The 19965-nt window shown below is 73.6% G+C and carries 18 protein-coding genes and 1 pseudogene; 11 read left to right on the plus strand and 8 right to left on the minus strand.

What is annotated here, in order from left to right:
- Positions 1-2: 2 nt before the first annotated feature.
- The 4 genes and pseudogenes from ACIBBH_RS23085 to ACIBBH_RS23100 form a co-directional block, all read right to left on the minus strand.
- Positions 3-605: a GTP-binding protein gene (locus tag ACIBBH_RS23085; RefSeq protein WP_399407438.1), complete on the minus strand. Its 603-nt coding sequence runs from the start codon at positions 603-605 to the stop codon at positions 3-5.
- On the minus strand, positions 592-1008 hold the full coding sequence (locus ACIBBH_RS23090; protein ID WP_399407440.1) for a DUF742 domain-containing protein: 417 nt from the start codon (positions 1006-1008) through the stop codon (positions 592-594). Before ACIBBH_RS23090 ends, ACIBBH_RS23085 begins: the two co-directional genes overlap by 14 nt.
- 60 nt (positions 1009-1068) lie before the next feature.
- Complete coding sequence (locus ACIBBH_RS23095; RefSeq protein WP_399407442.1) at positions 1069-1545, minus strand: roadblock/LC7 domain-containing protein; 477 nt, start codon at positions 1543-1545, stop codon at positions 1069-1071.
- Positions 1542-4129: pseudogene (locus ACIBBH_RS23100) on the minus strand (ATP-binding protein). Before ACIBBH_RS23100 ends, ACIBBH_RS23095 begins: the two are co-directional and overlap by 4 nt.
- A gap of 280 nt (positions 4130-4409) precedes the next feature.
- Between ACIBBH_RS23100 and ACIBBH_RS23105 the strand changes: the two are divergent.
- Entirely contained in the window at positions 4410-5366 is a 957-nt protein-coding gene (locus ACIBBH_RS23105; protein WP_399407444.1) for an ABC transporter substrate-binding protein, read from the plus strand.
- Positions 5367-5908: 542 nt separating this feature from the next.
- On the opposite strand, the gene ACIBBH_RS23110 is transcribed toward ACIBBH_RS23105, so the two are convergent.
- Positions 5909-6364: a tellurite resistance TerB family protein gene (locus ACIBBH_RS23110; RefSeq protein WP_399407446.1), complete on the minus strand. Its 456-nt coding sequence runs from the start codon at positions 6362-6364 to the stop codon at positions 5909-5911.
- A 139-nt stretch (positions 6365-6503) separates the two neighbouring features.
- On the opposite strand from ACIBBH_RS23110, the gene ACIBBH_RS23115 reads away from it, so the two are divergent.
- Positions 6504-7238: a Type 1 glutamine amidotransferase-like domain-containing protein gene (locus ACIBBH_RS23115; RefSeq protein ID WP_399407448.1), complete on the plus strand. Its 735-nt coding sequence runs from the start codon at positions 6504-6506 to the stop codon at positions 7236-7238.
- A 119-nt stretch (positions 7239-7357) separates the two neighbouring features.
- Here ACIBBH_RS23115 and ACIBBH_RS23120 read toward each other — a convergent pair whose 3' ends face one another.
- Positions 7358-8281 (minus strand): lytic polysaccharide monooxygenase, encoded by a 924-nt coding sequence (locus tag ACIBBH_RS23120; protein WP_399407450.1) that lies wholly within the window; start codon positions 8279-8281, stop codon positions 7358-7360.
- 460 nt (positions 8282-8741) lie between these two features.
- Between ACIBBH_RS23120 and ACIBBH_RS23125 the strand changes: the two genes are divergently transcribed.
- Positions 8742-9389 carry a ScbR family autoregulator-binding transcription factor gene (locus ACIBBH_RS23125; RefSeq protein ID WP_399407452.1) on the plus strand — a complete coding sequence of 216 codons (648 nt, stop codon included), beginning with the start codon at positions 8742-8744 and terminating at the stop codon, positions 9387-9389.
- Between the two features lie 22 nt (positions 9390-9411).
- The gene (locus tag ACIBBH_RS23130; protein ID WP_399407454.1) at positions 9412-10590 is read left to right on the plus strand and encodes a damage-control phosphatase ARMT1 family protein; all 1179 of its coding nucleotides are present in this window, start codon (positions 9412-9414) and stop codon (positions 10588-10590) included.
- A 148-nt stretch (positions 10591-10738) separates the two neighbouring features.
- Here ACIBBH_RS23130 and ACIBBH_RS23135 read toward each other — a convergent pair whose 3' ends face one another.
- Complete coding sequence (locus ACIBBH_RS23135; protein WP_399407456.1) at positions 10739-11485, minus strand: hypothetical protein; 747 nt, start codon at positions 11483-11485, stop codon at positions 10739-10741.
- A gap of 96 nt (positions 11486-11581) precedes the next feature.
- Here ACIBBH_RS23135 and ACIBBH_RS23140 point away from each other — a divergent pair, with 96 nt between their 5' ends.
- The 4 genes from ACIBBH_RS23140 to ACIBBH_RS23155 all read left to right on the plus strand — a co-directional run bounded on the left by ACIBBH_RS23140 (position 11582) and on the right by ACIBBH_RS23155 (position 15503).
- On the plus strand, positions 11582-12448 hold the full coding sequence (locus ACIBBH_RS23140) for a LysR family transcriptional regulator (RefSeq protein WP_399407458.1): 867 nt from the start codon (positions 11582-11584) through the stop codon (positions 12446-12448).
- Between the two features lie 243 nt (positions 12449-12691).
- A complete protein-coding gene (locus tag ACIBBH_RS23145; protein WP_399407460.1) occupies positions 12692-13252 on the plus strand; it encodes a PDZ domain-containing protein in 561 nt (186 codons plus the stop codon).
- A gap of 127 nt (positions 13253-13379) precedes the next feature.
- Positions 13380-14507, plus strand: a complete 1128-nt coding sequence (locus tag ACIBBH_RS23150; protein WP_399407462.1) for a M24 family metallopeptidase — start codon at positions 13380-13382, stop codon at positions 14505-14507.
- Between the two features lie 51 nt (positions 14508-14558).
- Positions 14559-15503, plus strand: a complete 945-nt coding sequence (locus ACIBBH_RS23155; RefSeq protein WP_399407464.1) for an aminoglycoside phosphotransferase family protein — start codon at positions 14559-14561, stop codon at positions 15501-15503.
- A 44-nt stretch (positions 15504-15547) separates the two neighbouring features.
- On the opposite strand, the gene treZ is transcribed toward ACIBBH_RS23155, so the two are convergent.
- Positions 15548-17296, minus strand: a complete 1749-nt coding sequence (gene treZ, locus ACIBBH_RS23160) for a malto-oligosyltrehalose trehalohydrolase (RefSeq protein WP_399407466.1) — start codon at positions 17294-17296, stop codon at positions 15548-15550.
- A gap of 175 nt (positions 17297-17471) precedes the next feature.
- Here treZ and ACIBBH_RS23165 point away from each other — a divergent pair, with 175 nt between their 5' ends.
- The 3 genes from ACIBBH_RS23165 (at position 17472) to ACIBBH_RS23175 (ending at position 19946) form a co-directional block, all read left to right on the plus strand.
- Entirely contained in the window at positions 17472-18023 is a 552-nt protein-coding gene (locus ACIBBH_RS23165) for an FHA domain-containing protein (RefSeq protein ID WP_399407468.1), read from the plus strand.
- A gap of 172 nt (positions 18024-18195) precedes the next feature.
- Positions 18196-19521 carry a M14 family zinc carboxypeptidase gene (locus tag ACIBBH_RS23170; RefSeq protein ID WP_399407470.1) on the plus strand — a complete coding sequence of 442 codons (1326 nt, stop codon included), beginning with the start codon at positions 18196-18198 and terminating at the stop codon, positions 19519-19521.
- Positions 19518-19946 (plus strand): SSI family serine proteinase inhibitor, encoded by a 429-nt coding sequence (locus ACIBBH_RS23175; RefSeq protein ID WP_399407472.1) that lies wholly within the window; start codon positions 19518-19520, stop codon positions 19944-19946. Before ACIBBH_RS23170 ends, ACIBBH_RS23175 begins: the two co-directional genes overlap by 4 nt.
- Positions 19947-19965 lie beyond the last annotated feature (19 nt).

Here is a 19965-nt window from a genome sequence, read left to right on the forward strand (position 1 = left end):
GGTCAGCGCGCCTCGGTGCGGTCCAGCGCCAGCTCCAGTACGACGAGCAGCGCGTCCCGCACCGAGCCGCGCTCGCGCGCGTCGATGACCAGCACCGGGACACCGTCGGTGAGGTCGAGCGCCCAGCGGACCTCGTCCAGGGTGTGCTCCACCTTCCCGTCGAAGGCGTTGACCGCCACCGCGAACGGGATGCCCTTGTGCTCGAAGTAGTCGACGGCCGCGTAGCAGTCGTCCAGGCGCCGGGTGTCGACGATGACCAGCCCGCCGACCGCGCCCTCCACGATGTCGTCCCACATGAACCCGAACCGCTCCTGCCCGGGCGTGCCGAACAGGTACAGCTTCAGCGTCGGGTCGATGGTGAGGCAGCCGAAGTCCATCGCCACCGTGGTCGTGGTCTTGCGCGGGGTGTGCGTGAGGTCGTCCACGCCCGCCGCGACCTCGGTGATCGCGGCCTCGGTGGTCAGCGGCTCGATCTCCGAGATCGCGCCCACGGCGGTGGTCTTGCCCACACCGAAGCCGCCCGCGACCACCATCTTCACCGGCAGCGGCGGCCGTACGGCCGTCCGTCCGGCCGGGCCGCCGGTCGGAGCTTCAGTCGGTGTCACTCAGTACCCCCCGGGAGTCGGGGATGGCGCGGAGGCCATCGATAACCCTGCGCAGGACGGACGCGTCGTGGGTGGCGTCGGAGTCGGGCACGTACACCGTCAACTGCCCGGCCGCCCGCAGATCCTCGGCCAGCACCCGGACCACGTTCAGGTGCAGCCGCAGCCGGGCCGCGAGCTCGGCGATCGACTGCGGCAGCCGGCAGGCGGCGATGATGTCGTGCTGCTCGAAGGAGAGCCGGTCGAGCGCGTCGAGACCCTCCGCGGTGGCCACCACCTGGGTCTCGACGGGCACCGTCCGGCCCGAGCCGCTGTCCGCGACCCGGCCGGCGGTGACCAGGAACGGCCGTACGGCGGGGGCGGGGCCGACCGGGTCGGGGCCCGGGGGCGGGGAGCCGTCCGCCATGACTGCCTACTCTTCCTCTCTTGACTGTCTCGAGCGGCGCCTTACGACCGGACGGGCCGGTCAGCGCGTCGACGGGACGCCGACGGTGTTCTTCAGTTCGAGCACCAGCTGCGGGCTGAGCGCCGCACCGGCGCGGTTGGCGAACAGCGTCATCTCGTACGCGATGTTGCCGAGCTTGGCCTCCTTGTCGGCGACCACGCCGAGGACGGCGCCGCTGCCGATCGCGGAGACGATGACGTGGCCGCCCTCCAGATCGATGATGACCTTGTTGAGGCCGCCCAGGCCGTAGTTGCCGGACGCACCGGCGGCCAGGCTGGTGATGCCGGAGACGATCGCGGCCAGCCGCTCGGAGTGGGCGCGCTCGCGCAGCTCCGACACGGCGATGAGCAGCCCGTCGGAGGACACGGCTATGGCGTCCACGACGCCCGCGGTCTCGGTCGCGAAACGGTTGAGCAGCCACGTGAAGTCGGCTGCGGCGGCCTGCAGGTCGGTCGGCGGGGTGCCGCCCGCCGGGGTGTCACCTGTCGACGTGCTCACTGCTCGGCTCCTTCCGGGTGGTGGTCCTGGTCGTGCGTGTGATCCGCCGTCCGGGGCCCGCCGGTCACGCCAGGCCGGGGGAAGCCGCCGGCGTCACTGTCCCTCCGGGCGCGTTCCACCGCCGCCTCGAACTCCTCCAACGCGTCCCGCACGGCGTCCGCGTCGGTGGCCCGCGCCACCTGCGGTACGACCCGCGCGGCACCGGCGGTCGTACGGAGGGTGGCTCCGCGCACGCGGCGGCGGAGGGCGCGGGAGCCGGCCGAGTCGGTGTCGGCGGAGGAGGGTGCGTCGGTGTGTGTGCCGGGAGTCCCGGTGGGGGCGCCGGACGTGCGCGGGACCGGGCCGTCGGTCGGCGCCGGTTCCTCGCCCGCCGACTCGCGGCGCGGGACCCGGCGGGGGAGCGGGGCGGGGTGCTCGTGCCCGAAGGCCGCGCCCGGGGACGCGGGGTGGCTGCGGACGGTGGCCGGGGCCGCCGCCGACGCACCGGAGGACGCCGGGGCACCGGCGGTCGCGGGCGCGCCGGAAGACGTGGGGCCGACGGGAGCGGCGGACGTACCGAGCGCGGAGCCGCCGGAGGCCGACGCACCGGACGCCCCAGAACCCCCGGCAGACGCCGACTCGCCGGCAACCCCCGTCCCCGCCGAACCGCCGGAGGCAACCGTCAGCAGCAGCCGCGCGGGCAGTGTCACCTCCGCCGTCACGCCCCCGCCCGGGGTACGGCTCAGCTCCACCCCGATCTCCCAACGGCGCGCCAGTGTGCCGACCACGAACAGGCCCAGCACCTTGGTGGGCACGACGTCCAGGCGTTCGCGGCGGATCAGGCGGGCGTTCTCCTCGGCGAGGCGTTCGGCGCTCATGCCGAGGCCGTGGTCGGTGATGACGATGTGGGTGCCCTCGGCGCCGGAGCGGACGGCCACCTCGACGGGGCTGCCCTCGGGTGAGAACGACACCGCGTTCTCCAGGAGTTCGGCCACCATGAGGGTGAGGTCGCCGATGATGTCGGGCTCGACCGTCGCGTCCGCCGCGGCGTGCAGCCGCACCCGCTGGTAGCCCTCGATCTGACCGAGCGCGGCCCGTACGACGTTGCTGAGCGCGGCGGGCCCGGCGTCCAGGACGGTCTCCCGGATGCCGGCCAGCAGCATCAGGCTGTCGGCGTTGCGGCGCAGACGCACGGCGATGTGGTCGATGGAGTACAGCCGCTCCAGCAGCGCCGGGTCGGTCTCGCCCCGCTCCACCGCGTCGATCAGCGCAAGCTGCCGGGTGGTCAGATTGCTGACCCGGCGGCCGACGTTGCCGAACATCTCGGCGACGTTGCGCCGGCTGAGCACCTGCCGTTCCAGCAGCGCGGCCGCGGTGGTCTGCACGCGGTTGAAGGCGTCGGCCAGGTCGCCGATCTCGTCGCGCGCGGTGACGGGCATGTCCCGCAGCCGGGGCGGCCCGTCGTCCTCGGCGTCGTCGTCGGCCACCCGGGCCAGTTCCCGGCCCGCGACGTCGGCGACCTCCTGCGCCACATCGGTGAGGGCCTGAACCGGCCGGATCACCGAGCGGCGGACCACGACGGCGAAGGCCAGCCACAGGGCGAAGCCGATCAGTGCGACGCTCAGCAGCAGGCCCGCCCGCCACTGGGCCGAGCCCGCCGCCTCGTCGGCCCGGTCGGCGATCCGGTCGATCAGCGAGGTGGTGATCTTCAGCCGGTCCCCGGCCTGTTCGGCGTAGTCGGGGTAGTCGCTCAGCGCGTCCTTGACCGCCGCGCGGATCTCGGCCTGGCTGCCGGCCGCCAGCGGCCGGGGTCGATCTGCAGTTCGGCGTACGACTCGGCGATGTTGCGCTGCGCGGGGGTGTGGTCGATCCCGGCCAGCGCCTCCGCCTGGTCCTCGTCGGCGAACCGGGCGAACCGGTCGGCCTGGTGGTCGTACAGGTCGTAGGCGCCGACCGCGTTGGTGAACTCGATCAGCGCGTTGGTGTCCCCGGTCGTCGCCGAGAACACGCTGGTCTCGAAGGAGCTGTGGGCGGCGTCCGCGCGCAGCAGCGAGTCCAGCAGGTTGCCGGTGAAGGTCGAGGCCAGGGACGCGTTGCGGTCCAGGCCGAGGCCGTCGATCAGGTCGCCCGCGGCAGTGGTGTACGCCGGGTCGATGTTGTCGGCGGGGAGGTAGCCGCCCTCGACGGTCCGGCGCAGGCTGGTCAGGCCCTCGACCTGCCGCAGGGCCTGCGCCTCGCTGTCCGGCAGCCGGTCGCCGAAGGTGCCGCGCACCTTCTCCGCCTGCGCCTTCACGGCGTCCTGCGCCGCGCGGAAACCGGCGGGCGAGGGCTTGCCGGCGCCCGCCTCGTAGTGCGCGGAAAGCAGGATGGCCTGCTGGTGTTCGGCCTCCACCAGGTTCACCAGCCGGGCGACCCGGGCGCTGTCGCGGACGAGCCGGGCCGCCGACCGGGCGCTGTTCGACTGCTGGACGAGGTCGGTGATGAGGTAGGACAGCAGTACGGCGATCACCGCGAGCGGCACGCCGACCAGGATGTTCAGCTTGCGCCGGAAGGGCCAGCGGTCGGCGAAGCCCCGGCCGGGCGCGTCCACCGCGTTCGTGGACACCGGGCCTCCTTGGTAGGGGTGTCTCCACCCGAACTGATGAGCATCGACACCGAAGCGCGCCCCGTACACCGCTGTGACCGACGTCAACTGCGGCGAGACTACAGCGTCCTTGAAGCGTCGATCGGCTCGACTTGTGTCAAGAATCCGTTACAAAACAACCGCAACTAGCAAGGGATTGAAGTCAATCGGTGACCAAGGGCCTCTTGACTGACCGAGAAGTGGCTGGATTGGATCAGTCGCAGAGTTGTCCACCGCCCCATCTGAGCCCGGAACGGGAACCGTGACCTCCAACACCCACACCAGCAGGTCCATCCGGAGACACCCCGGCGCGGTGATCGTCGCGCTGGCCGCGGCGACGGCCCTGCTGGCGGGCTGTTCCTCCTCCGACACGTCCGACGACCCGCTCGCGGGCGAGAAGGCGAGCAAGGGCACCGTCGTCGTCGGATCCAACAACTTCCCCGAGAGCATCCTGATCGCCGACATCTACGGCGAGGCTCTGAAGGCCAAGGGGATCAAGATCAGCTACAAGCCGAACATCGGCAGCCGCGAGACCACCTACGGTCTGCTCAAGAACGGCACCATCTCGGTCCTGCCCGAGTACAACGGCGCCCTGCTGGCCTACCTCGACCCGAAGGCCACCCCGAAGAGCGTCGGGGAGACCACGGACGCCATCAACGCCAAGCTCGACTCCAGGCTGACCCTGCTGAACCCGGCGTCGGCGCAGGACAAGGACTCCGTCACCGTCAACAAGGAGACGGCGGACAAGTACCACCTCACCGGGAAGTCCTCCGTCGCCGACCTCAAGGACGTCGCGAAGGACCTGGTCATCGGTGCCTCGCCGGAGTTCCAGACCCGGCAGCAGGGCCTGGTCGGCCTGAAGTCCGTGTACGGCCTTCGGTTCAAGTCCTTCAAGGCGCTCGACGCGGGCGGCCCGCTCACCCAGGCGGCGCTGAAGAAGAACACCGTGCAGGTCGCGGACATCTTCACCACGGACCCGACCATCTCCGAGGAGAAGTTCGTCGTCCTGCAGGACCCGAAGAACCTCTTCGGGTTCGAGAACGTGCAGCCGCTGGCCTACAAGTCCGCGCTCGACCAGAAGGGCATCGACACCCTCAACGCGGTCTCCGCCAAGCTGGACACGGCCGCGCTGCTGGACCTGGGCACCCAGGTGCAGTCGCAGAACAAGGACCCGCTGGACGTCGCCAAGGCCTGGCTGAAGCAGGCCGGCCTCGACTGACCCTCCGCCCACGGACACGACCGCCGGCAGAGCGACGCGGGTGCCCCCGGCCTCCGGGGACACCCGCGTCGTGCTCGGCGGCCGCGGCCTGACCGGGATCGTCCGGCTCGCCGACGCCGCCGCCGAACCCGCCGTACCGCCCGAGGCGCTGGGCCGGGTCCGCCGCTCCTGGGAGACGGCGGCGCGGCCGGCCGCCGGGGGTCGCCTGTGCGGGCGCGGCACCGGCGTCGGCGCCCACCGCTCGGTGGCGGTCGGCCCCGACGACGAGACGGCCACGGCCTGCGGCTGCTGCGCGGCCACGCGGGCGGCGCCGGCCCCCTCCTCCCCGGCACCGTCCTGGCGGCGACCGGCACCGGCCCGGTCGGCTACCCGCCGATCGTCGCCGACCTCACCCAATTCCCCGCGCGCAGCGGCGCGTTGCTGTGCACGGGCCTGCTGGTCCTGGCCGCCTTCGCGGTGCACCAGCGCCGGATGGCGGCCACCGGCCGCAGCCCCCTGCTGGAGCGATGCCCCCATCCTCGCGGACGCCACGGGAAGAGGGCTCAGAGGTCGAACTCGTGCGGCGGCAGCTCCAGCGTGAAGCAGGCCTCGCGCACCACGGCCTGCTCGGTCTTGTCGAAGTTCCCGTCCGCACCGCCGATGACGATCCCGATCTGGATGACGGCACGCGCCTCCGCGGGCTTCTTCTTCGCCTTGGCGATCTCCTGCAGCACGCTCACCTTGCCGAAGGCGAAATCGGTGGTCAGCTTGTTCAGGTTGTCCTCGAAGCGGCGCCGCAGGTCGTCGGCGGGGAAGTTCTGCAACACCTCGTTCGTGGCGATGAGCTGCGCCACGCGCTGCCGCTCGGACGGGTCGATCGTCCCGTCGGCGGCTGCCACGAGCGCGCACATCGCCATGCTCGCGTCGCGGAACGCACCGCTCTTCAGATCGTTCTTCTTCGCCACCAGCTGGGTCTGCATCGTCGACGCGGACTCCTTGACGCGGTCCCACAGAGCCATGCGAACTCCTCACACAAGCCGAAACACCCAGTCGATCACCTCTACAGCGAAGTGGAAACTACTGGGCCGGCCGACAAGTTCCGGCGCCCGTGACCTGTTCGGGGGACCGCGGCGGCGATCGGCGGTTAACATCCGGATCATGGCCACCGCGGAACCCACCATCCTCGCGACCTCCGGCGGACACCGCGGGGGCAGCCGGACGATGGTGGAGTTCGACGCCCTGGTGCACCACGCGGTCGACCTGTCGGGGGCGCACGGCCGCCGGCCGCGCGTGATGTACGTCGGTACGGCCATCGGGGACGCCGAACACTTCACCGCGCGGATGACCGAGGCGGCGCGGGTGGCGGGGTTCGACCTCACGCCGCTCCACCTGTTTCCCCGGCCCAACCTGGACGACGTCGAGGGCGCCGTCCTCGAACAGGACGTCGTCTGGGTCATGGGCGGCTCGGCGGCGAACCTGCTGGCCGTGTGGCGGGTGCACGGCCTGGACCGGACCATGCGCCGGGCCTGGGAGTCCGGTGTGGTCCTCAGCGGTGTCAGTGCGGGCTCCATCTGCTGGTTCCGGGGTGGCACCACCGACTCCTTCGGCCCCGAACTCCGCCCGCTCACCGACGCGCTCGGCTTCCTCCCGTACGGCAACGGCGTCCACTACGACACCGACCGGGGCCGCCGCCCCCTGGTCCACCGCCTCGTCGCCGCCGGGACCCTCCCCGTCACCCACTGCACGGACGACGGCGTCGGCCTCGTCTACCACGGCACGGAACTCACCGAGGCGGTCACCGAGACGCCGGGCAAGGGCGCCTACGTCGTCGCCCGCGACGGCGACACGGCGGTGGAGGAACGGATCGAACCGCGGAGGCTGCCGGGGGTGTGAGGCCGCGGCGGCAGCGGCGTCCGCCCCCGCCGGGAGCTAAACGGGTTCCCCCGCCCTCTCCGGGAGGTCACCGACGCGGGCGCCGCGGTCTACGTCAACTGACCGTCACGGGCGAGGCGTCAGCGCCGACGCAGACGCAGAGCGAGGGCGGCGCCCCCGATGAGTACCAGTACCGCGGCGGCGCCGCCCGCCAGCAGGGGGGCGGAGGGTCCGGATCCGGCGTCCGTGTCGGAAGCCACCGGAGTGCTGTCGGCGGCGGTGCTCGCGGCCCGGGGGGCGGTGGTCGCCGACCGGGCCGCCTTCCCGGTTGCCGCACCGGCCGAAGCGGAGGCCGATGCCGGGGCCGACGCCGAGGCGGATGCGGAGGCCGAAGTCGGAGCCGGAGCCGGCGCGGCGGCCTTCTTCTCCGGAAACACCACGTCGGAGCACGAGTAATAGGTGTCCGGTGTACTGCTGTTCTGCCAGATCGTGAACAGCACGTGCCGCCCCGTCCGGTCCGACGGGAGCGTGCCCCTGATGTGGTACGCGCCGTCGGTCAGCGCCGGGTCCGTGACCTGGGCGAAGGGCCGCGCGGGCAGGTCCGCCCACGTCAGCGGCTCGGCCGGGTCGTAGCCGGGCTTGGTCAGGTACAGCTTGAACGTGCCGGTGTGCGCGATGGTCGAGGCGTACGTCATCGTCAGACGGGCGCCCGGGGTCAGCCGGGTCGACGGCCAGTCCGTACGGGCCAGGTCGAGACCCTTGTAGGCGGGCAGGCCGCCGCTGCACAGCCGCCCGTCCGGGATCACCTGCCGGTCGCGGCCGTTCACGCCCGCCACCCGCAGGTTGTCCCACATCGTGAAGGACGCCTTGTTCGCGGCGACAGCCGCCCGGCACGCCGCCGACCGGGCCGCGCTGCCGCCCTCGGGGGAGCAGGCGTACACCCGGCTGACCGGATCCGTCGGCGCGCCGTGCGCCGCGGCCGGTCCCGCCGCCCACAGCGACAGCAGGGCCGAGGCCGCCACGGCGGCACCCGTGACCCTCAGGTGTGCGGTCATCCGAGTCATCGGGGACGCCTCCTCGGCCGGTGCGGCAACGGTGTGTCCCCTGCAGTACGGGAACCGGGCCGGGAGTGTTCAGATCAACTCCTCGCCTCCCTTGCCTCCTCGGCCACGACTTCGGTGACCTCCAGGGCCGGTTGGTGCGCGCACGCACCGACCGGCCCGTCCGTTTGAGGTCCCGTTGAGAACCGCCCGACCTCCTCGTATCGTGGCGATCACCGGCGCCGGGGCCCAGGGTTCGCCATGGCCTCCGGAAAACGGCCAAAGACCGAGGAAGGGGCCCGCTTTGACCTCGTCCACTTGTGGACCTTCACAGGTGCCGGGGCCGTCCTCTACGTCACTTACACGTGTCGGTCACCGAGTCCGCACAACCTGCTCCGTCGCCGCATGGTGAGCTATCGTATGCGCGGGGTAAAAAACAAACGGCACGCCCCGTTGGTTTCTGGAGTCAAGGAGTGTTCCGTAGATGGCGAGGCAGTTACGCGCCGAGCAGACCCGAGCGACGATCATCACCGCCGCGGCCGACCTCTTCGACCGTCACGGCTACGAATCCACCAGCCTGAGCGACATCGTCGAGCACGCCCGGGTCACCAAGGGCGCGCTCTACTTCCACTTCGCCGCCAAGGAGGACCTGGCGCGCGCCATCATGGAGCTGCAGGCCCAGGCTTCGCGGAAGGTGGCCCGGGAGGCGGAGAAACGCGGCTGCTCCTCGCTGGAGTTCCTGATCCGCACCACGTTCGGGATCGCCCGGCTCGCGGTCGAGGACCCGATTCCCCGGGCGGGACTCCGCCTCGCCACCGCGGACGTCGCTGTACGGCCGCCGCTGAAGCACCCCTTCTCGCAGTGGCTGGAACTCTCCACCCGCAAACTCCTCGGTGCCGTCAAGGAGTCCGACGTGCACCCGGACATCGACGTCGACGCCGCCGCCCACTCCCTTGTGTACTTCTTCGTCGGCACCCGTGTCGCGGGCCGCTCCCTCGACCCCGACGGACGGCTGCCCCGCAGGGTCGCCGAGATGTGGCACCTCATGATCCGGGGCATCGTCCCGGTGCCCCGCCGCGCCCGCTACCTGACCCTCACCACCCAGCTGGAGCGGGAGGCCAGAACCGCCTGACCCGCGCGGTACGGTGACGCCCATGCCCGACACCCCCGCCGCGCCCGTGATCCTGGGCGACGAACCCGGCTCGTTCCCGCGGAGCGTGCTGGCCGAGCGGCATCCCGCGATCATCCGGCAGGTACGGGACGCCTTCCCGTACGGCCCCGAGCAGCACCGCGCGCTCGACGCGCTGCTGACCAGCTGTACCGAGGGCGTGATCGAGGCGCTGCCCGCCGACGCGCCCGACCGCGACCGGTGGCTGACCTGGGGTGCGGACCGCTGCGCCGGCCGCTCCTGGTCCGACGTGCCCTGGCTGTGGTCCGAGAGCTACTTCTACCGTCAACTCCTCGGCGCCACCGGCTACTTCGGACCCGGACCCTGGACGGGCATCGACCCCTTCCGCCCCTTCAAGCGCGCCGAACTCGACGCCGAGGAGACGGACGAGGAACTGGCCGCGCTCGACGCGCTGGAGGACCTCCCCGCGGACGAACGGGCGCGCGCCCTGCTGCACGGCTCGCTCTGGGGCAACCGCGCCGACCTCGGCTTCCGCCTCTCCGCCGCCGGCGCCGAGGCCCAGGAGGCCGTTCCCGCCCTGGTCGCCGACGACAGCGAGGCCCTTTGGGCCCTGCTCCCGCCCTCCGGCACGGGCACCCTGTGCCTGGTCGCGGACAACGCGGGCCGCGAACTCGTCCCCGACCTGCTCCTGATCGCCCACCTCCTCGCCGAGGGGCGCGTCGGCCGGGCCGTGCTGCACGTCAAGCCCCACCCGTACTACGTCTCCGACGCCACCACCGCCGACGTGGCCGACGCCCTGCGCCGGCTCGTCTCGGCTCCGGGCACGGCCGCCGGGTACGGTCGGCGCCTGTGGGCGGCGATGGCCGACGGCCGTCTCTCGGTGCGCGCCCACCCCTTCTCCTGCGCCCCGCTGCCGTACGCGGACATGCCGGACGACCTGCGCGCCGAGTTCGCCGCCGCCACGCTGACCGTCGTCAAGGGCGACCTCAACTACCGGCGCCTGGTGGGCGACCGGCTGTGGCCGCCGACCACGCCCTTCCAGGACGTCACCGCGTATTTCCCCGGCCCGGTCGCCGCCCTGCGCACGCTCAAGTCCGACGTGATCACCGGCCTGGACGCCGGTACCGAGGCCGCTCTCGTCGCCGCGGAAGGACAGCGCTGGCGCACCGGAGGCACCCACGCGCTGATCCAGCTCAAGCGATAGTCGGCCGAGGCGCACCGGCAGTGACTTCAGCCCGTTGACGAAGTCCGACACCAGCCGCTCGGCACGCCCGGCGAGCCGGAGTGCGGGCAGCGCCCGCAGCGCCTCCTCGTACTCCCGGACCGGCCGCCCGCCGCCCCCGCGCTGCCCGTCAGCCGACCTGCGGCACCCGGGCCGCCGCGTGCCCGGCCGCGGCCCGCGCCAGCGCCCGCAGCACCGGGTGCGGGCGCGAGCCGTCACCGGACAGCTCCGGCTGGAAGAGGGTGGCCAGGAAGAAGGGGTGGCCGGGGAGTTCGGCGACGCGGACCTGGCCGTCCTCGTCGTGCCCGGAGAAGCGCAGACCGTGCGCGCGCAGCACCTCCAGGTGGCGCGAGGGGCCGTACGCGCAGAAGTACCGCTCGACCGTCCGCTCCGAGCCGATCACGGACTCGGCGAGCGAGCCCGGCTCGATCCGCACCGGAGCCTCGTGGCCCACGAGGGAACAGGCCAGCGGCTCGATGAGCGGGTCCTGCGCGTCGGGGTCGTTCTCCGCGTGCGCGACCCGGGTCAGTCCGCACACGTTCCGGGCGTATTCGAGCAGCGCGTGCTGGAAGCCGCCGCACGTGCCCAGGAAGGGAATGCCGGACTCGCGGGCGGTCCGTATCGCCGCGAGCACGCCCGCCTCACTGCGGTACGGGCTGCCCGGCAGCACCCACACGGCGTCGAAGCCGCGCACCGTGTCCGCGGCCTCGGCGTCCTTCGACGGGATCCAGTAGGCGTCGAGAACGAGCCGGTCGCGTGCGGTGAGCGCGTCGAGCAGGCGCGGGATCCGGGCGTGCGAGACGACGTTGGGGGAGCGGTCCCCGACCAGGGCGATGGTGGCGGTGTGCGTCGCGGGGTGGGCTGCGGTGTTCGGCATGGCTCTCATCCTGGGTGCGATCTCGTGTTCACGTCCAACGATGATCAGTGCACCTTCGATAAGCACTGCTGATGGGCGGGTGGGATCCTGATCGCCATGGATCCGCACCTGCTGCGCACGTACGTCACCGTCGCCCGCCTCGCCTCCTTCTCCGAGGCCGCGCGCGAGCTGGGCTACACGCAGTCCGCCGTGTCCCAGCACATCGCGGCGCTCGAACAGGACCTCGGTGCGCCGCTGCTCACCCGCCGCCCCGTCACGCCCACCGCGGCGGGCGAGCGGCTGCTGGAACACGCGGGTCCGCTGCTGCTGCGCCTCGACGCGGCCCGCGCGGACGTCGTGCGGATGGCGGCCGCGCCCGAGCAGGGGCTGACCCTCGCCGCGACCCCCACCGCGCTGCACCCCCGTGTACTCGCCGCGCTGCCGGGCGTGGGCGTGACCCTGCGCGTCCTCGCCCGGGACGCGATCCCGGCCGCCGTCGCCACCGGCGCCGCCGACCTGGGCCTGGCCGACGGGCTGGCCGCGCCCAGTGACCCGCTGCGGCTGCCCGACGTGGCGCCACTGACCACGCACGGCGTCGGCGAGGATTCCGTCGCCGTCCTCCTGCCCGTCGGCCACCCGCTCGCCGGCCGCCCGGGCCTGCGCCTCGGCGACCTCGCCGACGCCCGCTGGCTCGACGCCCCCGAAGCGGGCCTGCCCCTCGCCCAGCTGCGCACCGCGGCCGGCGGCGGCGCCTTCCGCCCCGCCCTGCGCTACGAGGGCACCGACGTCCGCACCCTCACCGCCCTCGCCGCCGCCGGTCACGGCCTGGCCCTGCTGCCCCACCCGACGGCCACCGGCGTGCCGGGCACGGTCGCCGTCCCGCTGACCGAGCCGCGGGTCGTCCACCGCACGGAGCTGCTGTACGCCGGGACACCGGGGGGAGCGGCGGGGGCGCTGGTGGAGAGGCTGCTGGGAGGGGCCTGAGCGGCGGGCGGGTGGAGCTGCGGGGCGCGTCGGCGGTGCGGGGCCGGCCCGCGGCGGGCACGGCCGCGTGGGGCGGGCGCCTCTCACGCGGGACTGCCGACCTGCGGCGGGTCCCGCTCGTCCGGGGCCGCGACCCCTGTACTTTCCCGTTGCTGACCCGGGTTCAGTCTCACTCGTTCGTGGCTCGTCGTACCCCGGTGCGCCGGGTAGTGCGCCTGGTAGAGCACCAGCCGGAGGCGATCCATGGAACAGACTGCGTTGCGCCCCAAGCCGATGCCCGGTCAGCAGCGCCGGGGCGACGGTCCCGGCGGGCCCACGCGGCGCCCGCACGCGGCGCGCCGCCGCGGCCGACGGCTGCGGACCGTGCTGTTCGGCCTGTCCGTCGGTACGGTCCTGGTGCTGTCCGGCATCGGGCTCGGCACGGTCGGCGCCACCGTGATCGGCATGAGCAGGCTCGCCGAACTGCGCCACCAGGCACCGACCGGCCCCTCCGTGCCGGCCACGCCCTTCGCCGCCCACAACCCCGCTCAGGCGCCGCCCGCCGCGACCCTCGGCCTGGAGGTCATGGACGCCGAGAAGGCGGGCGCGCTGGTCGTCGGCGTCCACGTACCCGGCCCGGGCTACACGGCGGGCCTGGTCCGCGGCGACGTACTCCTCCAGGTCGACCGGACCCGCGTCGACACCGCCGCCGACCTCGCCCGGGCCGTCTCCCACGCCCGCCCCGGAGCCCGGATCACCCTCACGGTGCGCCACCGCAGCGGCGGCTACCAGCAGCTGACCGCCGTCCCGGGACTCGTCACGTGAGCACGGCCCCCGGCCGGGCCCGTACCGGGGCGCAGGACTCCGTAACCGGCTCGCGCCGCCCTCCGTGTCCGGGCAGGATGCTGCCGTAGCCCTCGCCCAGCACCTTCCCGCGTTCACGGAGGCCCGGATGACCGGTCGTACGCCCGTGCCCTTCACCGCCGACGACTACAGGGCCCGCATGGAGCGCGCCGCTCACGCCGCCGCCGACGCCGGTCTCGCCGGGCTGCTCGTGGCGCCGGGCCCGGACCTGGTCTGGCTCACCGGCTACGCGCCCACCGCGGTCACCGAACGGCTCACCGTGCTGGTCCTCGCCCCCGGCCAGGACCCCGTGCTCGTCGTGCCCACGCTGGAGGCCCCGGATGCCGAGAAGGCGCCCGGCGCCGCCGCCCTGGCCCTGCGGGACTGGACCGACGGCAAGGACCCCTACGCCGTCACCGCCGCCCTCCTCTCCCACGACGGCCGCTTCGGCATCAGCGACAACGCCTGGGCCATGCACCTCCTCGGCCTGCAGAAGACGCTGCCCGGTACCTCCTACGCCCCCCTCAACGACGCCCTGCCCATGCTGCGCGCCGTGAAGGACGCGGCCGAGCTGGAGCTGCTGGCGGCGGCCGGAGCGGCCGCCGACGCGACGTTCGAGGAGATCCGGAAGGTGCCCTTCGCCGGCCGCCGGGAGTCCGACGTCGGCCACGACCTCGCCGGCCTGCTGCGGCGGTTCGGACACTCCCAGGTCGACTTCACCATCGTCGGCTCGGGCCCGAACGGCGCCAACCCGCACCACGAGGTCGGCGACCGCGTCATCCGGCGCGGCGACATGGTCGTCCTCGACTTCGGCGGCCTGAAGGACGGCTACGGCTCCGACACCACCCGCACCGTCCACGTCGGCGAGCCGACCGAGGAGGAGCGCAGGGTGCACGACGTCGTGCGCGCCGCCCAGGAGGCCGGCTTCCGCGCGGTACGGCCCGGCGTCGCCTGCCAGGAGGTCGACCGGGCCGCCCGCGCGGTGATCACCGACGCGGGCTACGGCGAGTACTTCATCCACCGCACCGGCCACGGCATCGGCGTCACCACGCACGAGCCGCCGTACATGATCGAGGGCGAGGAACAGCCCCTTGTGCCCGGCATGTGCTTCTCCGTCGAACCCGGCATCTACCTGCCCGGCCGCTTCGGGGTGCGCATCGAGGACATCGTCACGGTCACCGAGAACGGCGGACGCCGCCTGAACAACACCACCCGCGAGATGGTCATGGTGGACTGAGAGGGCAAACGGGTACCCACTGACGAACCTCCGGACGACAACGGCGCGACCATGACCCAGGCACCGACACCCACCGCGGACACCGTCCGCCGACTGGTCCGTTCGCTGCTCAAGGAGAGCGCGGAGGGCACCCACGGACCCGACGTACGGCCCGTCGCGGAGGGCGGCGAGCACTCCACCTGGTGGGTCGGCACCCGCTACGTGCTCCGCCTCGCCCCCGACCGCGACGCCGCCGCCCGCCAGCGCCGCGAGCTGCGCCTGCGCGACCTCGTACGCCCGCACCTGCCCGTCGCCGTCCCCACCAGCGTGGCGCACGGAGAGTGGGCGCCCGGCCTCACCTACACGCTCGACACGAAGGTGCCCGGCGGCACGGGGGAGGAGCACGACGTCTCCGCCGTCGGCGAGGCCGACCTGGCCGGGCTGCTGACCGGGATGCGCGAGGTGCCCGTACGGCAGGCCGAGACGCTCGGAGTCCCGCGCACCGCCCCGCGCTCCCTGGAGGCGCTGCGCCGGATGGCCGTACATGCGGCCGAACGCCTCGGCGCCGCGGACGAGTTCGACCCCGCCCGGATGACCCAGCTGACCCCGCCCGGCGCGGCCCAGCTCGCCGCCCAGCCCGGTACGGCCGTCCTGGTCCACCACGACCTCAGGGGCGAGCACCTCGTGGTCAGCGCCGACGGGCGGGTCCGCGGCATCCTCGACTGGACCGGCGCGGTCGTCGGCGACCCCGCCGAGGACATCGCCGGCCTCGCCGTCGCCGTCGGCTCGCCCGCGGCCGTCCGCGCCGCCACCCTCGCCGGGTACGGCGCCCGCCCCTGCCTGCGCGGGCTGTGGATCGCCCGCTGCGACACCGTCATCCGCCTCACCGGCCGCCTAGCGGGCCGCGACACCACCCCCCTCCCGCTCCTGCGGACCCAGCTGCGGCGCGCCTGGGAGGCGATCCTGCTGGAACGGGTGACGGAGTTCCGGGAGGACGAGGCGGACGGCGAGCCGTAGGAGAACTCACCGCAGGTGTGAAGGCACTGCCCGAGCGCCCCGGGTCACTCCTGCGCCAGCACCACGCACGACTCCCCGGGCACCTGCAGCAGCCCGTCCGCCCCCGGCGTCTCCACCGGGTCCCACGCGGCCAGGACCTCGGCCCGGCGGGTGCCGAGCGGGATCGCCGCCACCTCCTTGCCCAGGTTGACGGCCACCCGGACGTCCCCGCGCCGGAAGGCGAGCCAGCGGGCCTCGCCGTCGTAGGCCACCTTGGTGTCCGCGAGGTCGGGGTCGGTGAGGTCCGGCTGCTCGTGGCGCAGGGCGACGAGCCTGCGGTACCAGGCCAGCACGCGCGCGTGGGGCTCCCGCTCCGGCTCCGACCAGTCCAGGCACGAGCGGTCCCGGGTCGATGGGTCCTGCGGGTCCGGCACGTCCTCCTCGGCCCAGCCGTGCGCCGCGAACTCCCGCCGCCTGCCCCGCCGTACCGCCTCCGCCAGCTCCGGATCGGTGTGGTCGGTGAAGAACTGCCAGGGCGTGCCGGCCGCCCACTCCTCGCCCATGAACAGCATCGGCGTGAACGGCGCGGTCAGCACGAGCGTGGCGGCGCAGGCCAGCAGGCCGGGGGAGAGGGCGGCCGCGAGACGGTCGCCCTGGGCGCGGTTGCCGACCTGGTCGTGGGTCTGGCTGTAGCCGAGCAGCCGGTGCCCCGCGACGCGCGCGCGGTTCAGCGGGCGGCCGTGGTGCCGGCCCCGGAAGCTGGAGTAGGTGCCGTCGTGGAAGTAGCCGCCGGTGAGCGTCTTGGCGAGGGCGGCGAGGGGGGCGCGCGCGAAGTCGCCGTAGTAGCCCTGGGACTCGCCGGTCAGCGCGGTGTGCAGGGCGTGGTGGAAGTCGTCGTTCCACTGCGCGTGCAGGCCGAGGCCGTTCTCCGCGCGCGGCGTGATCACGCGAGGGTCGTTGAGGTCGGACTCGCCGATCAGGAACAGCGGCCGGCCCAGCTCGGCGGCCAGTTCGTCCACGGCCGTCGACAGCTCTTCCAGGAAATGGCACGCGCGCGTGTCCCGCAGCGCGTGCACCGCGTCCAGCCGCAGCCCGTCGATCCGGTAGTCCCGCAGCCACGCCAGCGCGCTGCCGACGAAGTACGCGCGCACCTCGTCCGACCCGGGCGCGTCCAGGTTGACCGCCGAGCCCCAGGGCGTGTGGTGGGTCTCCGTGAAGTACGGGCCGAACGCGGGCAGGTAGTTGCCGGACGGGCCCAGGTGGTTGTGCACGACGTCGAGGACCACGCCGAGGCCGCGTTCGTGCGCCCGGTCGACAAACCGTTTCAGCGCCTCGGGCCCGCCGTACGGCTCGTGCACCGCCCACAGCGAGACACCCTCGTATCCCCACCCGTGCCGTCCCGGGAAGGGGCACAGCGGCATCAACTCCACGTGGGTGACGCCCAGTTCCACCAGGTGCTCCAGCCGCCCGGCCGCCGCGTCCAGGGTGCCCTCACGGGTGTACGTGCCCACGTGCAGCTCGTACAGCACCGCACCTGGCAGCCCGCGCCCCGGCCACGCCCCGGCACGCCACGCGTACCGCCCGTGGTCGACGACCGCGCTCAGGCCGTCCGGGCCGTCCGGCTGCCGGCGCGAGCGCGGGTCGGGCAGCACGGGACCGTCGTCCACCGCGAACCCGTACCGCGAGCCGTCGCCCGCCTTCGCCTCACCGGTCCACCACCCGGCCCGCTCCGGATCGCGCTCCAACGCGCGCGTGGCGCCGTCGCACTGGAGCGTCACACGGTCTGCCTGCGGTGCCCACACCTCGAACTGCACGGACGGTTCCCCTTCGTCTGTTCACCGTGATGTAGCCCGTCCATCGTGCTGCAAACGCGATCAATCCGCCCTCGAATCCTCCCTTTCCCGGCAGGTGTCGCCGGAAGGACGCGCGCGTGGCGGCCGTTTCCCCGTCTTCTGGACACCCGGAGTCCACTGACCGACAATCACCTGCGTGACGTCGTCCTTCGAGTTCTCCACGTACCCCGCGCGGCTGTCCGACGCGGAGCGCGACAAGGCGCTGCGGGTGCTCCGCGACGGCGTCGCCATGGGCCGGCTGTCGCACGACACGTTCGTGCGCCGCATGGAACTGGCGCTCGCCGCCCGCCGGTCCGACGAACTCGCCGCCCTCACCGCCGACCTGCCCCAGGAGAACCGCTTCGCGCGCGTGCTGTTCGGCAGTGTCGAGGCGGTCTCCGGCTTCACGCTACGGCTGCGCCGGGCCTGGCAGGCCGAGCGGTTGCCCAAGCTGCTGCTGCCGCACCCCGGCAACGACCATCCGCTGCGCATAGGCCGCGATCCCGCCAGCGGGCTGCGGCTCAATCACGAGACCGTCTCCCGGGTGCACGCCGAACTCCGCCGCCAGAGCGGCATGTGGGTCCTCAGGGACCTCGGCTCCACCAACGGCACGACCGTCAACGGACGGCGGGTGATCGGCGCCGCCGTCGTCCGCGAGGGGGACCAGATCGCCTTCGGGCGGATGGCCTTCCGCCTCGCCGCCCAGTGAGACCCGCCCCGGCACCGCGGCTCGCCGGTGGCCGAAACCCGGTGGGTCTCCGCGGTGTTGACGTACCCCCGAAGTCGTGACTGACTGTGTGTACATCATGCACAAGATGTGAACCGACGGCACCGCACAGTGGAGGTGTGCTCCCCTGCCGCCACTCCTGCGTTACCCGTCCGTGGACGAGCTGGGCGCCCGCGCGGCGGCGCTCGTCGCCCGGCACCCCGGGGCCGTCCGGCTGCGCCGCGTAGGGACCTCCCGCGCGGGCACGCCGCTGTGGCTGCTCTCCGTCGGCCACGGCAGCCGCCACGTCCTGGTCGTCGCCGGGCCGCACGCCAACGAGCCGGTCGGCGGCGCCACCGTCCTTCGCCTGGCCGAACGCGCCCTCGCCGACCCGCGGCTGACCGAGGGCGCCGACGCCACCTGGAACCTGCTGCTGTGCCTCGACCCGGACGGCTCCCGCCGCAACGAGGGCTGGCTGGCCGGGCCGTACACCCTGGAGCACTACTTCCGGAACTTCTTCCGGCCCGGCTTCCTCGAGCAGCCCGAATGGCTGCCCGACGGCGCCGACGCCGTCGCGCTGCCGGAGACCCGCGCCCTGCTCGACCTCCAGGACGAGCTGCGGCCCTTCCTGCAGTGCTCGCTGCACGGCGTCGACGTCGGCGGCGGTTTCGTCGAGCTGACCCGCGACCTGCCCGGCCTCGCCCCGCGCGTCGCCCACACCGCCGCCCGCCTGGGCATCCCGCGCGAACTCGGCGCGTACGACACCCTGTACTGGCCGTGCGTCGGACCCGCCGTCTACCGGATCCCGCCGCCGCGCCGGGGCGGCCTGGCCGCGGCCATCACCGAGGCGGCCGTCGAGTCGACCTGGTTCCACCCGTACCGCTACGGCACGGTGACCGCGGTCGTCGAGGCCCCCATGTGGGGCGTGACCGCCGTGGAGGACCCCTCCCCGCCCGCGGACCGCGACGCGGCGCTCCGTGCCATCAGCCGCACCCTGCGCCACGACATGCGGCTCCTGGACGGCGTCCTGGCCCGCGTCCGGCCCCATCTGGCCGCCGCCCCGGACGCGGTGCGCCTGCTCGCCCCGGTCGACGACTACCTGCTGGTCTGTCCCGGCCTCGCCGACGCCTGGGACCCCGACACCGGCGGCGGCGGAACATGCCGGCTGCCCGCGCTCAGCACCGCCCATCTGGCGGCCCTGCACATCGCCGGACGGCGCCTGGCGCTGAGGACGGCCGGGCTGCTGCACCGGGTGGTGCGCGGCACCGGCCACGACCCGGCCGGCGCGCTGCCGGACCTGGACCGGCTCCTCGACGCCTGGTGCGCGGACTACCGCGACAGCCACTCGGCCCGCTGGATCCCGGTCGGACGCCAGGCCGAGTACCAGACACGCGTCGTACTGAGCGCCTTCGAACTGGCGCAGCGGTACGCGCGTGTGCGCTCCCGTTCGGGTGAGTCGGGCTGGGGTACGCAGGCCGCCGTGCCGATGCACCGGGAATGACGCACACCACCCAAGCGACAGCGGTACGGGGCGCCCTGCTGGCGGCCGTCGCCCTCCTCGCCGCGAGCCCGGCATCCGCCGCCGCCCGGACCGCGCCCGGTGACACCCACCGCGGCGACTGGCTCTACCTCACCGTCACCCGCGGCGACGCCCGCTACGCCGAGACGCGCGGCACCCTGCTGCGGTGCGGCCCGCCGCGGGGACACGCGCGCGCCGCCGAGGCCTGCGCCGAACTGACGGCGGCGGGCGGCGACATCGGCGCCATCCCGCAGACCAAGGACGTGTTCTGCCCGATGATCTATGCCCCGGTGACCGTCCACGCGCGCGGGGAGTGGCACGGCCGCCTCGTCGCGTACCGGGAGACGTTCTCGAACGCCTGCGCAATGGGGGCGCGGACCGGGGCGGTGTTCGCGCTGGACGGCTGAGCGCCGGGCACAGCAGGGG

The organism is Streptomyces sp. NPDC051636 (assembly GCF_044453765.1).
GTDB lineage: Bacteria > Actinomycetota > Actinomycetes > Streptomycetales > Streptomycetaceae > Streptomyces.